The organism is Streptomyces sp. NPDC058534 (assembly GCF_042717365.1).
Lineage (GTDB): Bacteria > Actinomycetota > Actinomycetes > Streptomycetales > Streptomycetaceae > Streptomyces.
The window spans coordinates 12,106-30,343 of record NZ_JBHXNW010000090.1; the positions used below are offsets into that span (position 1 = coordinate 12,106).

The 18,238-nt window shown below is 72.6% G+C and carries 18 protein-coding genes and 1 pseudogene; 9 read left to right on the plus strand and 10 right to left on the minus strand.

Translation table 11 applies throughout. From position 1 onward, the window contains the following. The first annotated feature begins 238 nt into the window (after positions 1 to 238). From ACFWR9_RS36710 to ACFWR9_RS36720, 3 genes are all read left to right on the plus strand, one after another. The gene (locus ACFWR9_RS36710) at positions 239 to 1,825 is read left to right on the plus strand and encodes an ABC transporter substrate-binding protein (protein WP_383850259.1); all 1,587 of its coding nucleotides are present in this window, start codon (positions 239 to 241) and stop codon (positions 1,823 to 1,825) included. Between the two features lie 73 nt (positions 1,826 to 1,898). Then, entirely contained in the window at positions 1,899 to 2,582 is a 684-nt protein-coding gene (ung, locus tag ACFWR9_RS36715; RefSeq protein WP_383850261.1) for a uracil-DNA glycosylase, read from the plus strand. Between the two features lie 124 nt (positions 2,583 to 2,706). Beyond that, positions 2,707 to 3,249, plus strand: coding sequence for a hypothetical protein (locus ACFWR9_RS36720; protein ID WP_383850313.1), 543 nt, complete (start codon positions 2,707 to 2,709; stop codon positions 3,247 to 3,249). 29 nt (positions 3,250 to 3,278) lie between these two features. Here the strand turns inward: ACFWR9_RS36720 and ACFWR9_RS36725 are convergent, their stop codons facing one another. The 3 genes from ACFWR9_RS36725 to ACFWR9_RS36735 all read right to left on the minus strand — a co-directional run bounded on the left by ACFWR9_RS36725 (position 3,279) and on the right by ACFWR9_RS36735 (position 5,131). Beyond that, positions 3,279 to 3,788, minus strand: coding sequence for a hypothetical protein (locus ACFWR9_RS36725; protein ID WP_383850264.1), 510 nt, complete (start codon positions 3,786 to 3,788; stop codon positions 3,279 to 3,281). 169 nt (positions 3,789 to 3,957) lie between these two features. Further along, positions 3,958 to 4,470, minus strand: coding sequence for a DinB family protein (locus tag ACFWR9_RS36730; protein ID WP_383850267.1), 513 nt, complete (start codon positions 4,468 to 4,470; stop codon positions 3,958 to 3,960). A gap of 43 nt (positions 4,471 to 4,513) precedes the next feature. Then, positions 4,514 to 5,131 (minus strand): TetR/AcrR family transcriptional regulator, encoded by a 618-nt coding sequence (locus ACFWR9_RS36735; RefSeq protein ID WP_383850269.1) that lies wholly within the window; start codon positions 5,129 to 5,131, stop codon positions 4,514 to 4,516. A 90-nt stretch (positions 5,132 to 5,221) separates the two neighbouring features. On the opposite strand from ACFWR9_RS36735, the gene ACFWR9_RS36740 reads away from it, so the two are divergent. Together ACFWR9_RS36740 and ACFWR9_RS36745 are read left to right on the plus strand one after the other, a co-directional pair. Continuing rightward, positions 5,222 to 6,403 (plus strand): FAD-dependent monooxygenase, encoded by a 1,182-nt coding sequence (locus ACFWR9_RS36740; protein WP_383850271.1) that lies wholly within the window; start codon positions 5,222 to 5,224, stop codon positions 6,401 to 6,403. Positions 6,404 to 6,416: 13 nt separating this feature from the next. Continuing rightward, positions 6,417 to 7,322 (plus strand): Gfo/Idh/MocA family protein, encoded by a 906-nt coding sequence (locus ACFWR9_RS36745; protein ID WP_383850274.1) that lies wholly within the window; start codon positions 6,417 to 6,419, stop codon positions 7,320 to 7,322. On the opposite strand, the gene lnt is transcribed toward ACFWR9_RS36745, so the two are convergent. After that, positions 7,246 to 8,820 (minus strand): apolipoprotein N-acyltransferase, encoded by a 1,575-nt coding sequence (gene lnt / locus ACFWR9_RS36750; RefSeq protein ID WP_383850277.1) that lies wholly within the window; start codon positions 8,818 to 8,820, stop codon positions 7,246 to 7,248. The two genes, ACFWR9_RS36745 and lnt, sit on opposite strands and share 77 nt — an antisense overlap. Before the next feature lie 152 nt (positions 8,821 to 8,972). On the opposite strand from lnt, the gene ACFWR9_RS36755 reads away from it, so the two are divergent. Further along, complete coding sequence (locus ACFWR9_RS36755; RefSeq protein WP_383850280.1) at positions 8,973 to 9,713, plus strand: SDR family oxidoreductase; 741 nt, start codon at positions 8,973 to 8,975, stop codon at positions 9,711 to 9,713. A 34-nt stretch (positions 9,714 to 9,747) separates the two neighbouring features. On the opposite strand, the gene ACFWR9_RS36760 is transcribed toward ACFWR9_RS36755, so the two are convergent. From ACFWR9_RS36760 to ACFWR9_RS36770, 3 genes are all read right to left on the minus strand, one after another. Then, complete coding sequence (locus tag ACFWR9_RS36760; RefSeq protein WP_079163440.1) at positions 9,748 to 9,927, minus strand: hypothetical protein; 180 nt, start codon at positions 9,925 to 9,927, stop codon at positions 9,748 to 9,750. 63 nt (positions 9,928 to 9,990) lie between these two features. Then, entirely contained in the window at positions 9,991 to 10,866 is an 876-nt protein-coding gene (locus ACFWR9_RS36765) for an undecaprenyl-diphosphate phosphatase (RefSeq protein WP_383850283.1), read from the minus strand. Positions 10,867 to 11,006: 140 nt separating this feature from the next. Further along, positions 11,007 to 11,480, minus strand: coding sequence for a winged helix-turn-helix transcriptional regulator (locus ACFWR9_RS36770; protein ID WP_383850286.1), 474 nt, complete (start codon positions 11,478 to 11,480; stop codon positions 11,007 to 11,009). A gap of 102 nt (positions 11,481 to 11,582) precedes the next feature. Between ACFWR9_RS36770 and ACFWR9_RS36775 the strand changes: the two genes are divergently transcribed. Then, positions 11,583 to 12,752, plus strand: a complete 1,170-nt coding sequence (locus ACFWR9_RS36775; RefSeq protein WP_383850289.1) for a thiolase family protein — start codon at positions 11,583 to 11,585, stop codon at positions 12,750 to 12,752. Between the two features lie 7 nt (positions 12,753 to 12,759). Here ACFWR9_RS36775 and ACFWR9_RS36780 read toward each other — a convergent pair whose 3' ends face one another. Then, positions 12,760 to 13,548 carry a TVP38/TMEM64 family protein gene (locus tag ACFWR9_RS36780; protein ID WP_383850291.1) on the minus strand — a complete coding sequence of 263 codons (789 nt, stop codon included), beginning with the start codon at positions 13,546 to 13,548 and terminating at the stop codon, positions 12,760 to 12,762. Between the two features lie 642 nt (positions 13,549 to 14,190). On the opposite strand from ACFWR9_RS36780, the gene tuf reads away from it, so the two are divergent. Both tuf and ACFWR9_RS36790 read left to right on the plus strand, forming a co-directional pair. Next, positions 14,191 to 15,372 carry an elongation factor Tu gene (tuf, locus tag ACFWR9_RS36785; RefSeq protein WP_383850294.1) on the plus strand — a complete coding sequence of 394 codons (1,182 nt, stop codon included), beginning with the start codon at positions 14,191 to 14,193 and terminating at the stop codon, positions 15,370 to 15,372. Positions 15,373 to 15,496: 124 nt separating this feature from the next. Continuing rightward, a pseudogene (locus tag ACFWR9_RS36790) lies at positions 15,497 to 16,339 on the plus strand (spermidine synthase); the annotation flags it as partial. 35 nt (positions 16,340 to 16,374) lie between these two features. On the opposite strand, the gene ACFWR9_RS36795 reads toward ACFWR9_RS36790, so the two are convergent. Further along, a complete protein-coding gene (locus ACFWR9_RS36795) occupies positions 16,375 to 17,400 on the minus strand; it encodes a hypothetical protein (protein ID WP_383850298.1) in 1,026 nt (341 codons plus the stop codon). A gap of 104 nt (positions 17,401 to 17,504) precedes the next feature. Then, complete coding sequence (locus ACFWR9_RS36800; RefSeq protein WP_383850301.1) at positions 17,505 to 18,146, minus strand: hypothetical protein; 642 nt, start codon at positions 18,144 to 18,146, stop codon at positions 17,505 to 17,507. Between the last annotated feature and the right edge of the window lie 92 nt (positions 18,147 to 18,238).

The window sequence follows — 18,238 nt, forward strand, 5'->3', positions numbered from 1 at the left end:
TTACATATAATTCTGGGTGGTCTTTTTTTTTTGATAAAGAACCGTTGGTGCCGGCCCCCGGGCCCGGGGGCTCCGTCGTCCGACCCCCCCCCCCGCGTCCGCGTGTCGAGACCGCCGGGGAGATGACAACGTAGTCATCGCCAAATGATCAAAACCCCTGTTCAGATGGGGGTTCAGGTGGGACGGCGCTGCGGTATGGTCTGCCGACCCTTGGCACGGCGGATCGAGGAGCGTGCGCGTGTTCAACCGGAACCGAGGCCTGCGTCGGGTAGCGGCCATCGTGTCCATATCGTCGCTGGTCACCGGATGCGGCATTCTGTCGTCCGACAGCTCAAAGGACGAGGGGCCGATCGTCGTGGGGACGACGAGTGCGCCCAGCACCCTGGACCCGGCGGCCTCCTGGGACGGCTCCTGGGAGCTGTTCCGGAACATCTACCAGACGCTGCTCAGCTACCCCAACGGTGCGACCGCGCCCCAGCCCGACGCCGCCGAGGAGTGCGCCTTCACCGACTCCACGAACCAGGTGTACCGATGCGAGCTGCGCGAGGGCCTGACCTTCTCCAACGGGGACCGCCTCGACGCGCGCGCCGTCAAGCACTCGATCGACCGGATCAAGGAGATCAACGTCAACGGCGGCCCCGCCGGCCTGCTGGGCAGCCTCGAACGCGTCCAGGCGCCGAGCGAGCGCGAAGTGGTCTTCCACCTCAACAAGCCCGACGCCACCTTCCCGTTCGTGCTCGCCACCCCCGCCATGTCGATCGTCGAGCCCGGCGGCTACCCGGCGAAGGAACTGCGCGAGGACGGCCAGGTCGTGGGCTCGGGCCCGTACTCGCTGGAGTCGTACGAGGACGGCGAGCGCGCCGAACTCGTGCGCAACGACCGCTACGAGGGCTTCGCCGACCGGCAGAACAAGGCGGTGACGATCCGCTACTTCAAGGACTCCGCCGGCATGGTGAAGGCGCTGCGCGACGGCGACATCCAGGTGACCTACCGGGGACTCGCGGCCGACGACGTCATCACGCTCCAGGGCAAGGACGGCAAGGACGAGGAACTCCAGCTGGTCGAGGGCAGCGGCACGGAGATCAGCTACCTCGTGTTCAACCCCGAGGACCCGTGGGCCGGCCGCAAGGAGGTCCGCCGGGCCGTCGCCCAGGTGATCGACCGGGCGGCGATCGCGCACAAGATCTACCAGGACACCGTCGACCCGCTGTACTCGATGGTCCCCAAGGGCCTGACCGGACACACCACGGGCTTCTTCGACGACTACGGCGACCCCAGCGTCCCCAAGGCCCGCGAGATCCTCACCGGCGCGGGCATCACCGAGCCCGTCCCGCTCACCCTCTGGTACACCAGCGACCGGTACGGCTCCGAGACGGCGAAGGAGTTCAAGGAGATCAAGCGGCAGCTCGACGCCTCGGGCCTGTTCGAGGTCACCCTGAAGAGCCGCCCCTGGAAGACGTACGTCACGGGCTACCAGAAGGGCGAGTACCCGGTGTTCGGGCGCGGCTGGTCCCCGGACTTCCCGGACGCGGAGAACTTCATCGCCCCGTTCGTCGGTGAGCAGAACGCGCTCGGCACGCCCTACCTCGCGCCGGAGATCACCGGCGAGCTGCTGCCGCGCTCCCGCCGGGAGAGCGACCGGGCCAACGTGGAGCGGGAGTTCGAGCGGGCGCAGCAGATCATGCTGGACGACGCGCGGTTGCTGCCGTTGTGGCAGGGCAAGCAGTACGTGGCCGCCAGCACGGACATCTCGGGCGCGGAGCAGGCCATGGACCCGTCGACGATCATGATGATGTGGCAGCTGTCCCGGAAGACCAGTTGGTAGCCGGCTCGGTTGTCAGTGGTCGCCGGTAGGTTCGTGGGGACTGGAAGCGACCGCACAGCGTAAGGAAGTTGACGTGACCGACACCGCCATGCTGCCCGAGTCCTGGCGCGAGGTGCTGGGCGACGAGCTTCAGCAGCCCTACTTCAAGGAGCTGACGGAGTTCGTCGAGGAGGAGCGGGCGAACGGCCCCGTCTACCCGCCGCGCGAGGAGGTCTTCGCCGCGCTGGACGCCACGCCGTACGACCGGGTGAAGGTGCTGGTCCTCGGGCAGGACCCGTATCACGGCGAGGGCCAGGGCCACGGGCTGTGCTTCTCGGTCCGGCCGGGCGTGAAGGTCCCGCCGTCCCTGCGGAACATCTACAAGGAGATGCACGCGGAGCTGGACACCCCCGTCCCGGACAACGGCTATCTGATGCCCTGGGCGGAGCAGGGCGTCCTCCTGCTCAACGCGGTGCTCACGGTCCGGGCGGGTGAGGCGAACTCGCACAAGGCCCGCGGCTGGGAGCGGTTCACCGACGCGGTGATCCGCGCGGTGGCCGACCGGCCCGACCCGGCGGTGTTCGTGCTGTGGGGCAACTACGCGCAGAAGAAGCTGCCGCTGATCGACGAGACCCGGCACAGGGTGGTCAAGGGCGCGCACCCCTCCCCGCTGTCGGCGAAGAAGTTCTTCGGCTCCCGCCCGTTCACGCAGATCAACGAGGCGGTCGCGGCCCAGGGCCACGAGCCCATCGACTGGACCATTCCGAACCTGAAGTGACCCGGACACGCGGGCCGGGTCCGCCACCGACCGGCCCGCGCGCGTCCCGGTGCCGCCTGACCGGGATCGCGGGCACGTCCGGTTAGCGTCGGTCGTGACAGCCGACGAGGGCACGGAGGACGCGGTGGCCAAGGGACGGGAGCAGGCGGCGCCGGATGCCGTGCTGACGCGCATCGGTCAGGTCGTCATGCTGCATCACGCGGGCGACCGCGAGGAGGCCCGGGACCGGTTCCTCTGCCTGTGGGCGGAGATCGGCGAGCACGGTGACCCCCTGCACCGGTGCACGCTGGCCCACTACCTGGCCGACACCCAGGACGACCCGGGGGACGAACTGGCCTGGGACCTGCGCGCGTTGGCGGCGGCCGAGGAGATCACGGAGGACCCGCTCGCCGACTCGCACGAGGGCAGGCTCGCCGCGCGCGCCCTCTACCCCTCGCTCCATCTGAACCTCGCGGACGACTACGACCGCCTCGGCCACCGCGAGGCCGCCCGCCTGCACCTGCGGCGCGCCCGGGGCGCGGCCGAGTCTCTGGCCCCCGACCGCTACGGCGAGGGTGTGCGCGCGGCGATCGACCGGCTGGAGCGGCGCCTGGACGGCGCGGGCCGGGGCACGGACGGGCCCGACCGTTCCGGCGGATGGCCGAGACCGCCTCGGCAGCGGCCGTAGGAGTCCGTGGCGCCCGGACGCTGTCCGGCTCAGGGGCCGTACGCCTGCTCGCAGATGCGGGCTTCCGGGCTGCCGGGGCGCCAGCCGCCGTACCGCTTGCCGAGCGAGCACACGTCCGCGTTCTGGCCGGTGTCCCGGCCGGACGAGGTCGAGTGGGGGAGCGCGGGGGCCTCGGGGCCCGGCGGTCCGGGCCGTTCGGTCCGCGCCGGTGTCTCGGGCCGGGCGGGTCGCGGTCGCTGTTCGGGGCGGGCCCGGGCGGCCGGCGCCTCCTGGCGCGGCCCGGCGGCCGGGGGTTTCGTACCGCGCGGTTCCCGGGCCGCGCGGTCCGGGGTCGGCGAGGGGCCGATCATCTCCAGCGCCTCCCGGGCCGGGGCCTGTACGACCCGCGGTTCGGCCGGTCCGTCCGGGCGTGGCGTCAAGGAGCGGGCGCCCGCCGCGGTCGGGTCGGCGGCGGCCGGGCCCTGGACCGTCGTACAGCCGGTCAGTGCGGTGACGGCCACGGTCACCAGGAGCGTCGCTGTGGTCCTCGTTCGATGCACCCGCGCCACTCTGCTGGTTCGGGCCCGTTCGACGACGCCGGACAAGCGGAGGTTGCCCCGCACGGGTGATCTCCGGCCCCTTACGGAGGCCCGGCGGCCGCCGTGGGTGACGTCAGTCGCCCGTCGCACCGTCAGTCGCCCGTGGCACCGTCAGTCGCCCGTCGCACCGTCAGTCGCCCGTGGCACCGTCCAGGCACTCCCGGATCAGGTCGGCGTGCCCGTTGTGACGGGCGTACTCCTCGATCATGTGGGTGTGGATCCAGCGCAGGCTGAACCGCTCACCGGTGCGGGCGTGCTTTCCGCGGCCCATTTCGCCCAGGGGGAAGCCGGCCGCGTTGCGCCGGGCCGCCTCGATCTCGGCCTGCCAGGTCGCGCGGGCCTCCTGCCAGGTGTCCGACGCGGACACCCGGAACTCACCGTCCGGGTCCTCGTCCGAGTAGTAGATCGGGCCCGCGTCCTCGGCCGCCAGCACCCTGCGGTACCAGCTGCGCTCCACCTCCGCCATGTGCCGCACCAGTCCCATCAGGGTCAGCCCCGACGGACTCACGGAAGCCGTCCGCAGCTGTTCGTCGGTCAGGCCCTCGCACTTCCAGGCGAGGGTCTGGCGGTGGTACTCGACCCAGCCCTCCAGCATGGTGCGTTCGTCGGCGTCAGTGGCGGGTTCGCGGCGCTCGGTAGTCATGGCGACATCCTCGCCCGGGCCCGTCCTGGCGCACCAGGAGTTTTCAGCCGCCCAGCATGCCGTCCAGGATCTCCCGCAGTCCCGACCGCACGTCCTGGAGACCGGGCACCTCGGCGTGGAAGCCGCCGGCCACGCAGCTGAACATCAGCCCGTCCGCCCAGGCGACCAGTGAGAGCACGTGGCGGTCCGGATCGGCCGAGCCCATCTCGTTTACGAGGGCGCCCAGTTGCTCCCGGAATCGGGCGCCCGCCGCGTCGAAGTGGGCTCGCAGCTCGGGGCGGCGGGTGGCCTCCAGGGCGAGTTCGTAGCGGGCCAGCGTCAGCTCCCGGTTGCTGGTCAGCGCGCGGTGCGTCGCCAGCGCCAGCGCGTCCACCAGGGAGTCGAGGCCGGCGCGCGGGTCCGGCATCTCGTGCAGCGCCAGCACCCGCGCCTCCCGGTCGGCCAGGCGCCGCACCGCCAGTTCGAGCAGGGCCTGCCGGGTCCGGGCGAGGTTGGAGGTGGAGCCCTGGGGGAGTCCGGCCGTCTCGTCGACCGCGCGGTGTGTCAGCCCGCGCATCCCGCGCTCGGCGAGCAGGGCCAGCGCGGCGTCGGCGACCAGGTCGGACCGGGAGGGGGCCGCCGGGGCCACGGAGGGCACGGGCGGCGGGGTGGAGGGGGACATGGAGGTCAACCTACCCGACTGCACTACGGCTGTAGTACAGTCGGCGGCAGGCGCTACTACATCTGTAGTGAAGAAGTGATGGGGAGAGCCATGACACGGACAACGCGGGCCGTCGTGATCGGCGGCGGCATCGGCGGCCTCACCGCGGCGGTGGCCCTGCACCAGGCCGGCCTGCGGGTCACCGTCCTGGAGCGGGCCGGCTCCCTGCGGCCGGTCGGCGCGGCCATCTCCCTGTCGCCGAACGCCCTGCGCGCGCTGGACGTCATCGGCCTCGGCGACGAAATCCGCGACCTCGCCGCCTGGCAGGGGGACGGGGGACTGCGCACCCCGGGCGGACGCTGGCTCTCCCGGTCCAGCGCGGAGGCCGCCGCGGCCCGGTTCGGCGGCCCGCTGGTGCTGCTGCACCGGGCCACCCTCATCGACCGCCTGTCCGAGCGGCTGCCACCGGACGCCGTCCGCACGGCCGCCGACGCGATGCTCACCGACCCCGGCGACCACGACCGGCCGGCCAGGGTGCGCACCGCGGACGGCGAGTGGGAGGCCGACCTGGTCGTCGCCGCCGACGGCATCCACTCCGCCGTACGCCGCACGCTGTTCCCGGACCACCCCGGCACCGTCTACACCGGCTTCACCACCTGGCGAGTCGTGATCCCCCTGCCCGGCGTCGAGTTCGCCTCCCACGAGACCTGGGGGCGGGGCCGCATCTGGGGCACGCACCCGCTCAAGGACGGCCGGGCCTACGCCTACGCCGCGGCCGTCGCTCCGCCCGGCGGACACGCGGCGGACGAGCGGGCGGAGCTGCTGCACCGCTACGGCGACTGGCACGACCCGATCCCCGCTGTGCTCGCCGCCGCCCGCCCCGAGGACGTCCTCAGACACGACGTGCACCACATCTCCGCACCGCTGCCCGCCTACCACCGCGGCCGGGTCGCCCTGCTCGGCGACGCCGCGCACGCCATGCCGCCCAACCTCGGGCAGGGCGGCAACCAGGCCATCGAGGACGCGATCGTACTCGCCCACCACAGCGGGGACCTCGCCGCCTACACGGCCGCCCGGCAGCCCCGCGCCAGTGCCGTCGCCCGCCAGGCCGTCCGGGTCGCCCGCCTCAACCTGATGACCAACCGCGCCGGGATCGCCGCCCGCGACGCCGTGCTGCTCGCGCTGTCCAAGGCGGCACCCGGCCTGTTCCTGCGGGGCTTCGACGGCATCGCCGACTGGCGGCCACCGCAGCCCCCGTATGCTTCCGCACGGACCCGGACCGGCGAACGTTAGAGGAGCACACTCCGTGAAGGTCGGCTGCATCGGACTCGGCGACATCGCGCGGAAGGCCTACCTGCCGGTGCTCTCCGCCCTGCCGGGGGCCGAACTGCACCTGCAGACCCGCACCCCCGCCACCCTCACGCGGGTCGCCGACGGACTGCGCCTGCCGGAGACCCAGCGCCACGCCGGCCTCGACTCACTGATCGCCCAGGACCTCGACGCCGCCTTCGTCCACGCGCCGACGGCCGTCCACCCCGAGATCGTGACCAGGCTCCTGCAGGCCGGCGTCCCGACCTACGTCGACAAGCCGCTCGCCTACGAACTCGCCGAGTCCGAGCGGCTGGTGGCCCTGGCCGAGGAGCGGCGGACCAGCCTCGCCGTCGGCTTCAACCGCCGTTACGCGCCCGGATACGCGCAGTGTGCCGAGCACCCGCGGGAGCTGATCCTCATGCAGAAGAACCGCACCGGGCTGCCCGAGGAACCACGCACGATGATCCTCGACGACTTCATCCACGTCGTGGACACGCTGCGCTTCCTGGTGCCGGGGCCGGTCGACGACGTGACCGTGCGCGCCCGCGTCCAGGACGGTCTCCTGCACCACGTCGTGCTCCAGCTCGCCGGGGAGGGCTTCACCGCGCTCGGCGTCATGAACCGGCTCAGCGGTTCGGCGGAGGAGATCCTGGAGGTCTCCGGCCAGGACACCAAGCGCCAGGTGGTCAACCTCGCCGAGGTGATCGACCACAAGGGCCAGCCGACCGTGCGGCGGCGCGGCGACTGGGTGCCGGTGGCCCGGCAGCGCGGCATCGAGCAGGCGGTACTCGCCTTCCTCGACGCGGTGCGCGCGGGGCGGGTGCTCAGTGCCCGGGACGCGCTGGAGACCCACGATCTGTGTGAGCGGGTGGTACGTGCGGTCCACGAGCGTTCCGCCTGAGCCGCACCGCCCGTACGCCCTCGCCGGCGCCCCACGCCGCGAGGATCACCAGCGCCGCGTGCACGGTCCAGTCGCCGAGACGCACGTACGGTGTGGTGCCGTGGGTGAGGGGGATCTCGTACACCCGCGCGGCGCTCGCGTCGGTGCCGAGCCAGGAGCCGATCCGCTTCCCGTTCGCGTCGTACACGGCGGAGACGCCGGTCAGCGTCGAGTGCACCATGGGCCGGCCGGTCTCCGCGGCGCGCAGCGCGGCGAGCGAGGCGTGCTGCTCGGGAGCCCAGGTGTGCTGGAACGTCGACGTCGACGACTGGGCGACCAGCACCTCCGCGCCGTCGGCGGCCAGTTGGCGGCTCATGTCGGGAAAGGCGCTCTCGAAGCACACCATCGGGCCGATCCGCAGCCCGTCCCCGACGTTCATCACCACCTGCTCGGTGCCCCGCCTGCGGTCCTCGCCCGCCGCCTCACCGACGGAGGTGGCCCAGCCGAGCAGGGAGCGGGCCGGCACGTACTCCCCGAAGGGCACCAGCCGCATCTTGTCGTACCGGTCGCCGGTCGGGCCGTCGGGGCCGACCAGCACCGAACTCTTGTAGATGCCGGGTTTGTCGGAGCGCCGTGCGTCCACGTTGACCAGGATCTCCGCGCCGGAGTCCCGGGACAGTGCCGCGAGCCGGCGGGCCAGGTCGGGCCGGTCGTCCAGGTCGAAGCCGACGCTGCTCTCGCCCCACACGATCAGGTCCAGGTCCCGGTCGGCGAGCCCGCGGGTGAGCTGTTCCTCACGGTCGAAGCGGCGGTCGGCGCTGTCCGCGCCGTCCACGACGCCGGGCTGCACCACGGCGATCGCGGCCCGCTCGTCGCTGTCGGGGCGCGGTGACCAGACCCAGGCCGCGGAGGTGGCGGCCGCGGTGGCGACGAGCCCGGCCAGCGCGGGCACCCGCGCCCGGCGGACGGCGACGAGCACCGCGACGGCGACGTTCACCGCCACCACCAGGAAGCTCAGCAGCCAGACCCCGCCGACCGAGGCCAGGCGCAGCGCCGGGGCCACCTCCCACTGGCTGGAGCCGAGCATCCCCCAGGGGCCGCCGAGCCCCTGCCAGGAACGGACCAGTTCGGCGGCCAGCCAGCCCGACGGCAGCACCAGGAGTGCCGCCGCGACCCGGCCGGCCGAGGGTGCCCCGCCCAGCAGCCGCCGCACCAGCCAGCCCCACGGCGCCCACAGCGCGCCGAGCAGCGCCGCGATCACGAAGGTGAACACGTGCAGGTTCGGCATCAGCCAGTGGTGCATGGCGAGCATGAAGCCGAAGCCGGCGCACCACCCGTCGTACGCCGCCCGCTTCCCGCCCGGCGCGGTACGGGCCAGCAGGATCCAGGGGACCAGCGCGAACCAGGCCCACCACCACAGGGCCGGGCCCGGGAAGGCGAGCACGGGCAGCGCTCCGGCGAGCACGGCGGCGGCCGAGCGCCGCCACGGGGAGGCGAGCAGGCGGTCGAGCGTCTTCATGGGCGCCTCCCTACCCCCCGATCTCTACAGTGTGCGCCCGCGACGAGGGCGAATTCAGTTGATCACACCGGGTACCGATGGTGCGCAAGGCATGTGCAAGGCGTTCCGGACGCCCTAAGGTGATCGATGATCGATCAAATCCGGAGGTGTTCATGAACCGTCCCATCACGGTGGTCACCGGTGGCAGCCGGGGCATCGGCGCGGCGACCTGCCTGCGCCTCGCGGCGGACGGACACGACGTGGCCGTCGGGTACGCGCGGGACTCGGCGGCGGCCGAGACGGTCGTCGCGGGCGTGCGCGAGGCGGGCGGACGCGCGGTGGCGGTGCGCGCGGACACCTCGGTCGAGGCCGACGTCGAGCGCCTCTTCGACGTGGCGGAGGAACGGCTCGGGCCGGTGACGGGCCTGGTGAACAACGCGGCCGTGACCGGGCCGCTGGGACGCCTCGCCGACAGCGACACCGCGGACCTGCGCCGGGTCCTGGACGTCAACCTGCTGGGCGTACTGCTGTGCGCGCGGCGCGCCGCACGGCTCATGACGGCGCGGGGGAGCGGCGTGATCGTGAACGTCTCGTCGGGCGCCGCGACCCTCGGCAGCCCGGGGGAGTACGTCCACTACGCGGCGGCCAAGGCGGGCGTCGACACACTGACGCTGGGCCTGGCCAAGGAGCTGGGCCCGGACGGTGTCCGGGTCAACGCGGTCGCGCCCGGCGTCGTCGACACCGAGATGCACGCGGCGGCGGGCGCGCCGGACCGGGCTCGGCGGATGGGGGCGGCGGTGCCGATGGGCCGTGCGGGACGGGCGGAGGAGATCGCGGCGGCGATCTCCTGGCTGATGTCGCCCGACGCCTCGTACACGACGGGGACGGTGCTCCGGGTGGCCGGCGGGCGCTGACGCCGGGTCGGTACCGGGGGCGGGCGGCACCGGGTCAGGCGGCCTCGATGACCTCGCCGCGGATCGCGGTCGCCCACTCGACCACCAGCAACTCGTACTCCACCCGCTCCTGCGCCGAGAGGGTCCCGCCCGCGCGGCGCCACAGCGCACGGATCTTCTCGTTCAGTTCCGCGGCTGAGCGCACGGAACCAGGAGTCGCGTAATCGGGGGACATGCGGACAAGCCTAGGGGCAAGAACTGACAGTGCGCTACCGGACGGCTACAGAAGCGGTTGCGGTCAGCCGGCCGACTCCGCGGCGTGCGGGCTGAGGGCACCGGTGCTGACCAGCGCGATGATGACGATGCCGAGCGCGATGCGGTACCAGACGAACGGCATGAAGCTCCTGGTCGAGATGAACTTCATGAACCATGCGATGACCACGTATCCGGTGCCGAAGGCGATGACCGTCGCGAACAGCGTCGGCCCCCAGGAGACGTGGTCGCTCTCCATCGCGTCCGTCAGCTCGAAGAGTCCGGAGGCGAGCACCGCCGGGATCGCGAGCAGGAACGAGTACCGGGCCGCCGCCTCCCGCCGGTAGCCCATGAAGAGGCCGCCGCTGATCGTGGCCCCGGAGCGGGAGACGCCGGGGATGAGGGCCGCCGCCTGGCAGAGGCCGTAGATCAGGCCGTCCCGGACGGTCAGGTTCTCCAGCTCCTTGCGCTGCTGGGGAGCGCGATGCCGGCCGCCCTTCTCGTCCCGCGCGGCCATCCGGTCCGCGATGCCGATGATCACACCGACGACGATCAGCATCGTCGCGGTGATCCGCAGGTCGCGGAAGGGCCCCTCGATCTGGTCCTTCAAGGTCAGGCCGAGCACGCCGATCGGGATCGAGCCGACGATCACCAGCCAGCCCATGCGCGCGTCGGGGTTGTGGCGCATCGACTTGTCGGTCAGCGACCGTGTCCACGCCGAGAGGATGCGCCCGATGTCCTTGCGGAAGTAGATGAGGACCGCGGCCTCGGTGCCGATCTGCGTGATCGCCGTGAAGGCCGCGCCCGGATCGTGCCAGCCGGCGAACGCCGCCGTCAGGCGCAGGTGCGCGCTGGAGGACACGGGGAGGAACTCGGTCAGCCCCTGGACGAGTCCGAGGATGAGTGATTCGAACCAAGACATGAAGTAACGGAGTCCAAGTGCCGAGCGAGAAACGGGCGATGGGCACACCGAACCCCGAAGTCGGGTGATCGGGACCGGCTGTGCCGAGGGGCAGCGTAGCGCCCCAAAGTGAAGTCCGGCCCACAGGGGTGGAAGGGCCCCTAGGCGCCCGTCGGGCCCGTCACGGTCCAGCCGTCGGCCTGCGGATGGGCGGTCAGGTCCTCGTGCCGGACGGTGTCGCCGCAGGCGCGGCAGGTGACCCGCGGGACCAGCTCGTTGCCGCAGATGTGCTCGATCACCATGGGACGGTCGTCGTCCGCGCGCAGGTGCCGGTCCCCCCAGGCCATGAGGGTCATCAGCACCGGTTCCAGCTCCAGTCCCGCCCGGGTCGGCCGGTACTCGAAACGCTGCGGGCGCTCGCTGTAGGGCTGCTTGGTCAGGATGCCCGCGTCGAGGAGCCGCCGCAGCCGGGTGGCGAGGATGTCGCGCGGGGCGCCGGTGTTGCGGACCAGCTGGTCGAAGCGGCCGTTGCCGAGGCAGACCTCGCGCAGGACGAGCAGGGAGTACTTCTCCCCGACGAGCGCCAGGGTGTCGGCGATCGAGCAGGGGCGCGGGTTCTTGGGGGCGGCGGCCATGACGCCCAGCATAGGTGAGGGTTTGTTTTTCCAACCCATCGGGCTATGGTGAGTCCAGAAATCCTACTCACTGGTAGTCGCCGGCAGTCGGAGGCCCGCAGCATGCGTGAAGCAGTCGTCGTCGAAGCCGTACGCACCCCGATGGGCAAGGGCAGGCCGAACGGCGCCCTCGCCCACGTCCACCCCGTGGAACTCCTCGCGCACACGCTGCGCGCCCTCGTCGAGCGGTCCGGCGTCGACCCGGCGCTGATCGACGACGTCATCGGCGGCACCGTCGACCAGGTCGGCGAGCAGGCCATGAACACCACCCGCTACGCCCTGCTGTCCGCCGGCTTCCCCGAGTCCGTGCCCGCGACCACCGTGGACCGGCAGTGCGGCTCCTCCCAGCAGGCCGTCCACTTCGCCGCGCAGGGCGTCATGGCCGGGGCGTACGACCTGGTCGTCGCCTGCGGGGTCGAGTCGATGAGCCGCGTCCCGATGTGGTCGAACGTGCCGGCCGGCACCGACCCCTTCGGCCCCGGCGTCGCCGCCCGCTACCCGGACGGGCTCGTCCCGCAGGGCATCAGCGCCGAACTGATCGCCGCCAAGTGGTCGCTCTCCCGGGAGCGGATGGACGCCTTCGCCGTCTCCTCGCACCGGAAGGCCGCCGCGGCCTGGGAGGCAGGCCGCTTCGACGCCGAGATCGCGCCCCTGGACGGTGTCTCGCGCGACGAGTGCGTTCGCCCCGGCAGCAGCGTCGAGGTCCTCGCCGGTCTCCGGCCCGCCTACCGCGACCCGGCCTTCGCCGAGCGCTTCCCGCAGATCGAGTGGAACGTCACCGCGGGCAACGCCAGCCCGGTCAACGACGGCGCCTCGGCCGTGCTGATCACCTCGGCCGACACCGCCGCCCGCCTCGGCCTGCGCCCGCTCGCCCGCCTGCACAGCTTCGCCGTCACCGGCTCCGACCCGCTGCTGATGCTGACGGGCGTGATCCCCGCCACCGAGAAGGTGCTGCGCCGGGCGTCGCTCTCCCTGGCCGACATCGACCTGTTCGAGGTCAACGAGGCGTTCGCCAGCGTGGTGCTCGCCTGGCAGCAGGAGACCGGCGCCGACCTCGACAAGGTCAACGTGCACGGCGGGGCCATCGCGCTGGGCCACCCCCTCGGCGCCAGCGGCACCCGCCTGACCACCACACTCGTCCACGCCCTGGGTGAACGCGGAGCGCGCTACGGGCTCCAGACCATGTGCGAGGCGGGCGGCCTCGCCAACGCCATGATCCTGGAGGCCGTGTAACGCGCCGTCAGCGTTCGCGCAGCCGGTGCCGCTTGCGCCAGGCCACCACCGCGCCCGCAAGACCCGGCAGGGCGATGCAGGCCAGCGCGATCAGGAAGGCCGGAGACGTCGGCGTCGAGGCACGGGCCCCGGCGACGACGTAGGCGGCCGTGTTGGGGATGGACCCCAGTCCGGTCGCCAGGAGGAAGGGGAGCAGGCCCATGCGGGACACCGCCGCGCAGTAGTTGGACGCGGCGAACGGCACCCCGGGGAACAGCCGGGCCGCCAGCATCGAGCGGAAGCCGTGCCGGCTGAGCTGCCCGTCCGCGGCCTTCAGCCACTTGCCCCGCAGCAGCGGACGCAGCGCCTCCTGGCCCAGCACCCGGCCCAGGCAGAAGGCGATCCCGGCCCCGAGAACCGTCCCCGCCAGCGCCGAGGCGAGGCCGAGCTGCGAGCCGAACAGCGCACCGGCGGCCAGGTTCAGCAGCGGACGCGGTACGAAGGCGACGGTGCACAGCCCGTACGCCACCGCGTAGGCGACGGCCGCCGCGGCTCCGCCGAGCTGTGGCGGCCAGCCGTCGGTCAGCAACTGCTGCGGCTGGAAGAGCAGGACCGTGGTCGCGGCCGAGGCCAGCAGGGCGACGAGCAGGGAGAGCCGGGACCACGGGGAGAGCAGCACTCTGGTCACGCGGGCGGCGAACCCGGTCGGTGCGGCCGGTGGGACCGGCCCGCCGGCGGTGGCGACGGCGAGCTCCGTTGCGGCGGTCCGGGGAGTGACCGTGGCGGTGCCCCCAGAGCGGGTGGTGGCATCGAGCATCCGGTGACACTAACCGACACATGTGTGTGATCGCCGTATGGAGCGTCTCATGGGCGTCACAGCCGAGTGAATCGCTGCCCCGAACCCCTCCGGGGTCCGCGAGGGAACGGCTCACCGTCGTACACGCCCTCGCGACCGGTCCCGGGCGGGCCGGGGCGATCCCCGCGCGTGCGGCGGAGTTGGCGCCCTTCCCCGGCCTGACCTCCCCTGTTCGCCGTGCCCCTTGGCGCACCCTCGCTCCGGGTCCGCCCCGTGCGGCGAGCCGGACCTCGCGGTGATGGGACCGCGCCCACGATCGCCGCCCCCGCGTGCGGGCGCCACCGCGCCGCCGTCGAGTTCCCGCCCGCGATGTGACACATGGCTCGTCGGGACCCCGCGCACGCTCGAACTCCCGTTCCCTCAAAAACCATTCGACGTGGAACAGGGCGTCGGCGAAGATCTGCGTCATGTTCCGGTACGCCTTCCACCGTGCAGCATCCGCCGTCGCGGATGCGTCGAAGGCTGCCGCCCTCTTCTTCTTCCCGGCCGCCGCCGACGGCGCCCGAAGCTGACCCTCCCCGGATCGTCCGGCGGACCCCCCAGGGGGAGGGTCGGCCGGACACCGGGGTCCCCACCACCGCCACGAGGCTTCGAGGTACCGCCATGTCCAAGACGGCGTACGTCCGCACCAAACCGCATCTGAACATCGGCACGATGGGCCATGTCGACCACGGCAAGACCACCCTGACCGCCGCCATCACCAAGGTCCTCGCCGAGCGCGGCGCCGGTACGTTCGTGCCGTTCGACCGCATCGACCGCGCCCCGGAGGAGGCGGCGCGCGGCATCACCATCAACATCGCGCACGTCGAGTACGAGACCGACACCCGGCACTACGCGCACGTCGACATGCCGGGCCACGCCGACTACGTCAAGAACATGGTCACCGGCGCCGCCCAGCTCGACGGGGCGATCCTCGTCGTGTCCGCGCTGGACGGGATCATGCCGCAGACCGCCGAACACGTCCTGCTCGCCCGGCAGGTGGGCGTCGACCACATCGTGGTCGCGCTCAACAAGGCCGACACCGTCGGCGACGGCGAGGACACGGTGCTGACCGACCTCGTCGAACTGGAGGTCCGCGAGCTGCTCACCGCGCACGGCTACGGCGGCGACTCCGTGCCCGTCGTACGGGTCTCGGGGCTGAAGGCCCTGGAGGGCGACCCCCGGTGGACGGCGTCCGTCGAGGCGCTGCTCGACGCCGTGGACACGTATGTGCCCATGCCCGAGCGGTACCTGGACGCGCCGTTCCTGCTGTCGGTGGAGAACGTGCTCACCATCACCGGCCGCGGCACGGTCGTCACCGGCGCGGTCGAGCGCGGCACGATCCGCGTCGGCGACCGGGTCGAGGTGCTCGGGGCGTCCGTCGAAACGGTGGTCACCGGCCTGGAGACCTTCGGCAAGCCGATGGAGGAGGCCCAGGCCGGGGACAACGTCGCGCTGCTGCTGCGGGGTGTCGGCCGCGACGCCGTGCGCCGGGGGCACGTGGTCGCAGCGCCGGGCAGCGTGGTGCCCGCGCGGCGCTTCTCGGCGCGGGTGTATGTGTTGTCGGCGCGGGAGGGAGGGCGTTCGACGCCGGTCGCCACGGGGTACCGGCCGCAGTTCTACATCCGTACGGCTGATGTCGTCGGAGACGTCGACCTCGGCGAGGTGGCGGTGGCGCGGCCCGGGGACACGGTCGCGATGACGGTCGAGTTGGGGCGGGACGTGCCGCTGGAGACGGGGCTCGGGTTCGCCATCCGTGAGGGTGGGAGGACCGTGGGGGCGGGCACGGTGACTGCCGTCGAGTGAAGCTGGTGCTCGTGCGTGGGGACCTGCGGGTCCGCTGTGGCTTGTCGCGCCCACGCGGCGGAGCCGCATATCGATGCAGCCCCGCGCCCCTATCGGGGCGCTGTCGCACAGGCACAATAGGGAGGTGAACGAAGCCATACCCGTAAGCCGCGTCACCGATCACGGCACCGCCAAGCTCATGCCCGACGTCGACCGGCGGCGGGCCTGGCTGCTCACCGTGGACGGGGCCCCGCAGTCGTACGTCGACCTGGACGAGCCGGCGCACCTGGAGTTCGAGTACACGCGCCGGCTCGGCCATGTCCTGGACACGGTCGCCGAGCCGGGCCGCGCGCTGGACGTGCTGCACCTCGGCGGCGGCGCGTTCACCCTGCCCCGGTACGTGGCCGCGACCCGGCCCGGCTCGCGCCAGGACGTCGTGGAGGCGGACCGGGGGCTGCTGGACCTGGTCGCCGAGCACCTGCCGCTGCCGGACGGCGCGGACATCACCGCGCACGGCGCCGACGCCCGCGCCTGGCTGGCCGCCGCCCCCGCGGACTCGGCCGACGTACTGGTCGCCGACGTCTTCGGGGGCTCACGCGTGCCGGCGCAGCTGACCTCCGTCGAGTACGCACGCGAGGCGGCACGGGTCCTGCGCGCCGACGGCGTGTACGTGGTCAACCTGGCCGACGGGGCGCCGTTCGGCTTCCTGCGCGGCCAGCTGGCCGGCTTCGCCACGCTCTTCGAGGAGCTGGCGCTGATCGCCGAACCGGGGGTGCTGCGCGGACGCCGGTTCGGCAACGCGGTCCTCGTCGCCGCGGGCCGGCCCCTGGACATCCCGGCGCTGGCCCGGCGCACCGCCGCCGACGCCTTCCCGGCCAGGGTCGAACACGGTCCGGCCCTGCGGGACTTCGTCGGCGGCGCGCGGCCGGTGCGGGACGAGGACGCCGTACCGTCGCCCGACCCTCCCGCCGGGGCGGTGGGCATCGGGGGTGCGGCCCGGCGGGAGGCTCGGGCGCGCGGCGCCTACGACTCGGTCGGCGGTTCCTCGGTGAGTCGCACGGTGCTGAGGATCTTCTGGATCGTCGCCTCCGGAACCTCCTCGTCGACGCCCTTGGCGCCGTACAGGTTCCAGGTGACGAAATCGCCCGCGCTGTTCTTGAACGCGAAGGTGATGGCCTTGCCCTCGGTGTCGCACTTGCCCTTCTGGGGCGTGCCCTGCGAGTACGCGGTGATGACGCTGCCCTTGATGCCGGACGCGGTGGTGTACGCCTTCGGCTTGCCGTACTTCACGCTCTTCTTGTCCGGCTGCGTGTAACCGCCGTAGATCCACCACGGCACCCGCGTCTCGGCCGCCATGTCGGTGTCCTTGGCGCCGCTCTCACCACGGGTACCGGTGGTCGCGAGGGAGGTGCTCTCCTTGCGGCCGTCCTTGTTCTCGTCGGTCGTGCACCACTCGGACTTCAGGTAGGCGGGGGCGGTGACCGTCGTGCGGTCGGTCTTGCCCTTCTCCTCCCACTCGAAGCCGACGCTGGTGTCCTTGCTGTCGATCTCCCAGTCCGCGGGCACGTCGAACATGGTGCCGAAGCGCGGGTTGGCGACGACCTTCCAGCCGTCGACGGTCGCCTCCAGCCCGTCGCCGCCGCGCGGGTTGTCGTCGGAGCCGGAAGCGCTCGGATCCGTGGACGGTGTCTCGGACTTCTCCGCGGACGCGCTCGCGGACGGCTTCTTGTCCTTGCCGTCGTCCGCCTGGTCGTCCTTGTCGCCGCCGAGCACCAGGAACCCGGTGACACCGGCGGCCACCACCACGGCGAGGGCCGCGACGATCGCGATCAGCTTCGTCCGGTTCCCGCCACCGCCACCGCCACCGCCCGGCGACGGCTGCGGCGCACCGGCGGGCTGCGGCGCCCCCCACTGCTGTTGCCCGTACTGGCCGGGCTGCTGCTGGTATCCCGGCTGCTGGTAGGGATTCGGCTGTTGGTACCCCGGCTGCTGGTACGGATTGTTCTGCGGGTTCTGCTCGCCCCCGGGCGGCTGCTGTCCTGGCCACATGAGCAGTCACCCTAATGCCGCCCAGGACACGATTCGGTCACCGGGCCTTGTCAGGGACGTACCGAAGTGCGGAAGGTTCGTCCCCGCTTGCACACACCTCCTCCTCAGGAGCCCGCCGGGGTGTACTCCCTGACGGTGGCGAGGATCCTGCGGACGGTGGCGTCGGGCACCTCGTCGGCGACGTCCGCGACGCTGCCCCTGATGCCGGAGGAGGTGGTGAAGGGCGTCACCGGTCCCGTCGAGACCTTGTCCCGGTCCGGCTGCGTGAAGGAGCCGTAGACCCAGTCCGCCGAGTCGGTGCGGGCGATCTCCTCGGTGCTCCGCGCGCCGTTGTTGCCCCGGGTGCCCGCGCTGGCCAGGGGCATGTGGTCGACCGAGCCGTCACGGTCGTCGTCCGACCCGCACCACTTCTCCTTCAGGACGGCGGGGGCCTTCATGGCGACCAGCGGCTTCTCGTCGGGGTCGTCGTCCTCCGTGACGTAGGTGACCCAAGTCGGCGACTGCCGCGCCCAGGGGGCCGGCACGTCGAAGGCGATGCCCTGGCCGGGATTGGCCACGATGTTCCAGCCCGCGACGGTCGGCTCCGGGCCGGCGTCACCACCGCGCGGATCGCCGGCGGTGGGGGACGCGGGCGCGGAGGGGGCGGTGGGGCCCGGCTCGGCCCCGCCGTCCTCGTCACCGCCCAGCAGGACGGCACCGGTCACGCCGGCGGCCGCCACGACGACCGCGGCCGCCACGATCGCCACCAGTTTCGTGGGGGGGGCGCCCCCCCCCCCGCGCCGGCCCGCCCCGCCGGGCCCGCGCGGGGGGATAAGCAAAAACACGCCCCCCGCGGGCG

Bases quoted from the DNA above. Each gene is read 5' to 3' on its own strand.
- ACFWR9_RS36730 (WP_383850267.1), bottom strand. From the start codon at position 4,470: ATGACTACCGAGCGCCGCGAACCCGCCACTGACGCCGACGAACGCACC.
- ACFWR9_RS36735 (WP_383850269.1), bottom strand. From the start codon at position 5,131: ATGTCCCCCTCCACCCCGCCGCCCGTGCCCTCCGTGGCCCCGGCGGCC.
- ACFWR9_RS36740 (WP_383850271.1), top strand. From the start codon at position 5,222: ATGACACGGACAACGCGGGCCGTCGTGATCGGCGGCGGCATCGGCGGC.
- lnt (WP_383850277.1), bottom strand. From the start codon at position 8,820: ATGAAGACGCTCGACCGCCTGCTCGCCTCCCCGTGGCGGCGCTCGGCC.
- ACFWR9_RS36755 (WP_383850280.1), top strand. From the start codon at position 8,973: ATGAACCGTCCCATCACGGTGGTCACCGGTGGCAGCCGGGGCATCGGC.
- ACFWR9_RS36760 (WP_079163440.1), bottom strand. From the start codon at position 9,927: ATGTCCCCCGATTACGCGACTCCTGGTTCCGTGCGCTCAGCCGCGGAA.
- ACFWR9_RS36765 (WP_383850283.1), bottom strand. From the start codon at position 10,866: ATGTCTTGGTTCGAATCACTCATCCTCGGACTCGTCCAGGGGCTGACC.
- ACFWR9_RS36770 (WP_383850286.1), bottom strand. From the start codon at position 11,480: ATGGCCGCCGCCCCCAAGAACCCGCGCCCCTGCTCGATCGCCGACACC.
- ACFWR9_RS36775 (WP_383850289.1), top strand. From the start codon at position 11,583: ATGCGTGAAGCAGTCGTCGTCGAAGCCGTACGCACCCCGATGGGCAAG.
- ACFWR9_RS36780 (WP_383850291.1), bottom strand. From the start codon at position 13,548: ATGCTCGATGCCACCACCCGCTCTGGGGGCACCGCCACGGTCACTCCC.
- tuf (WP_383850294.1), top strand. From the start codon at position 14,191: ATGTCCAAGACGGCGTACGTCCGCACCAAACCGCATCTGAACATCGGC.
- ACFWR9_RS36795 (WP_383850298.1), bottom strand. From the start codon at position 17,400: ATGTGGCCAGGACAGCAGCCGCCCGGGGGCGAGCAGAACCCGCAGAAC.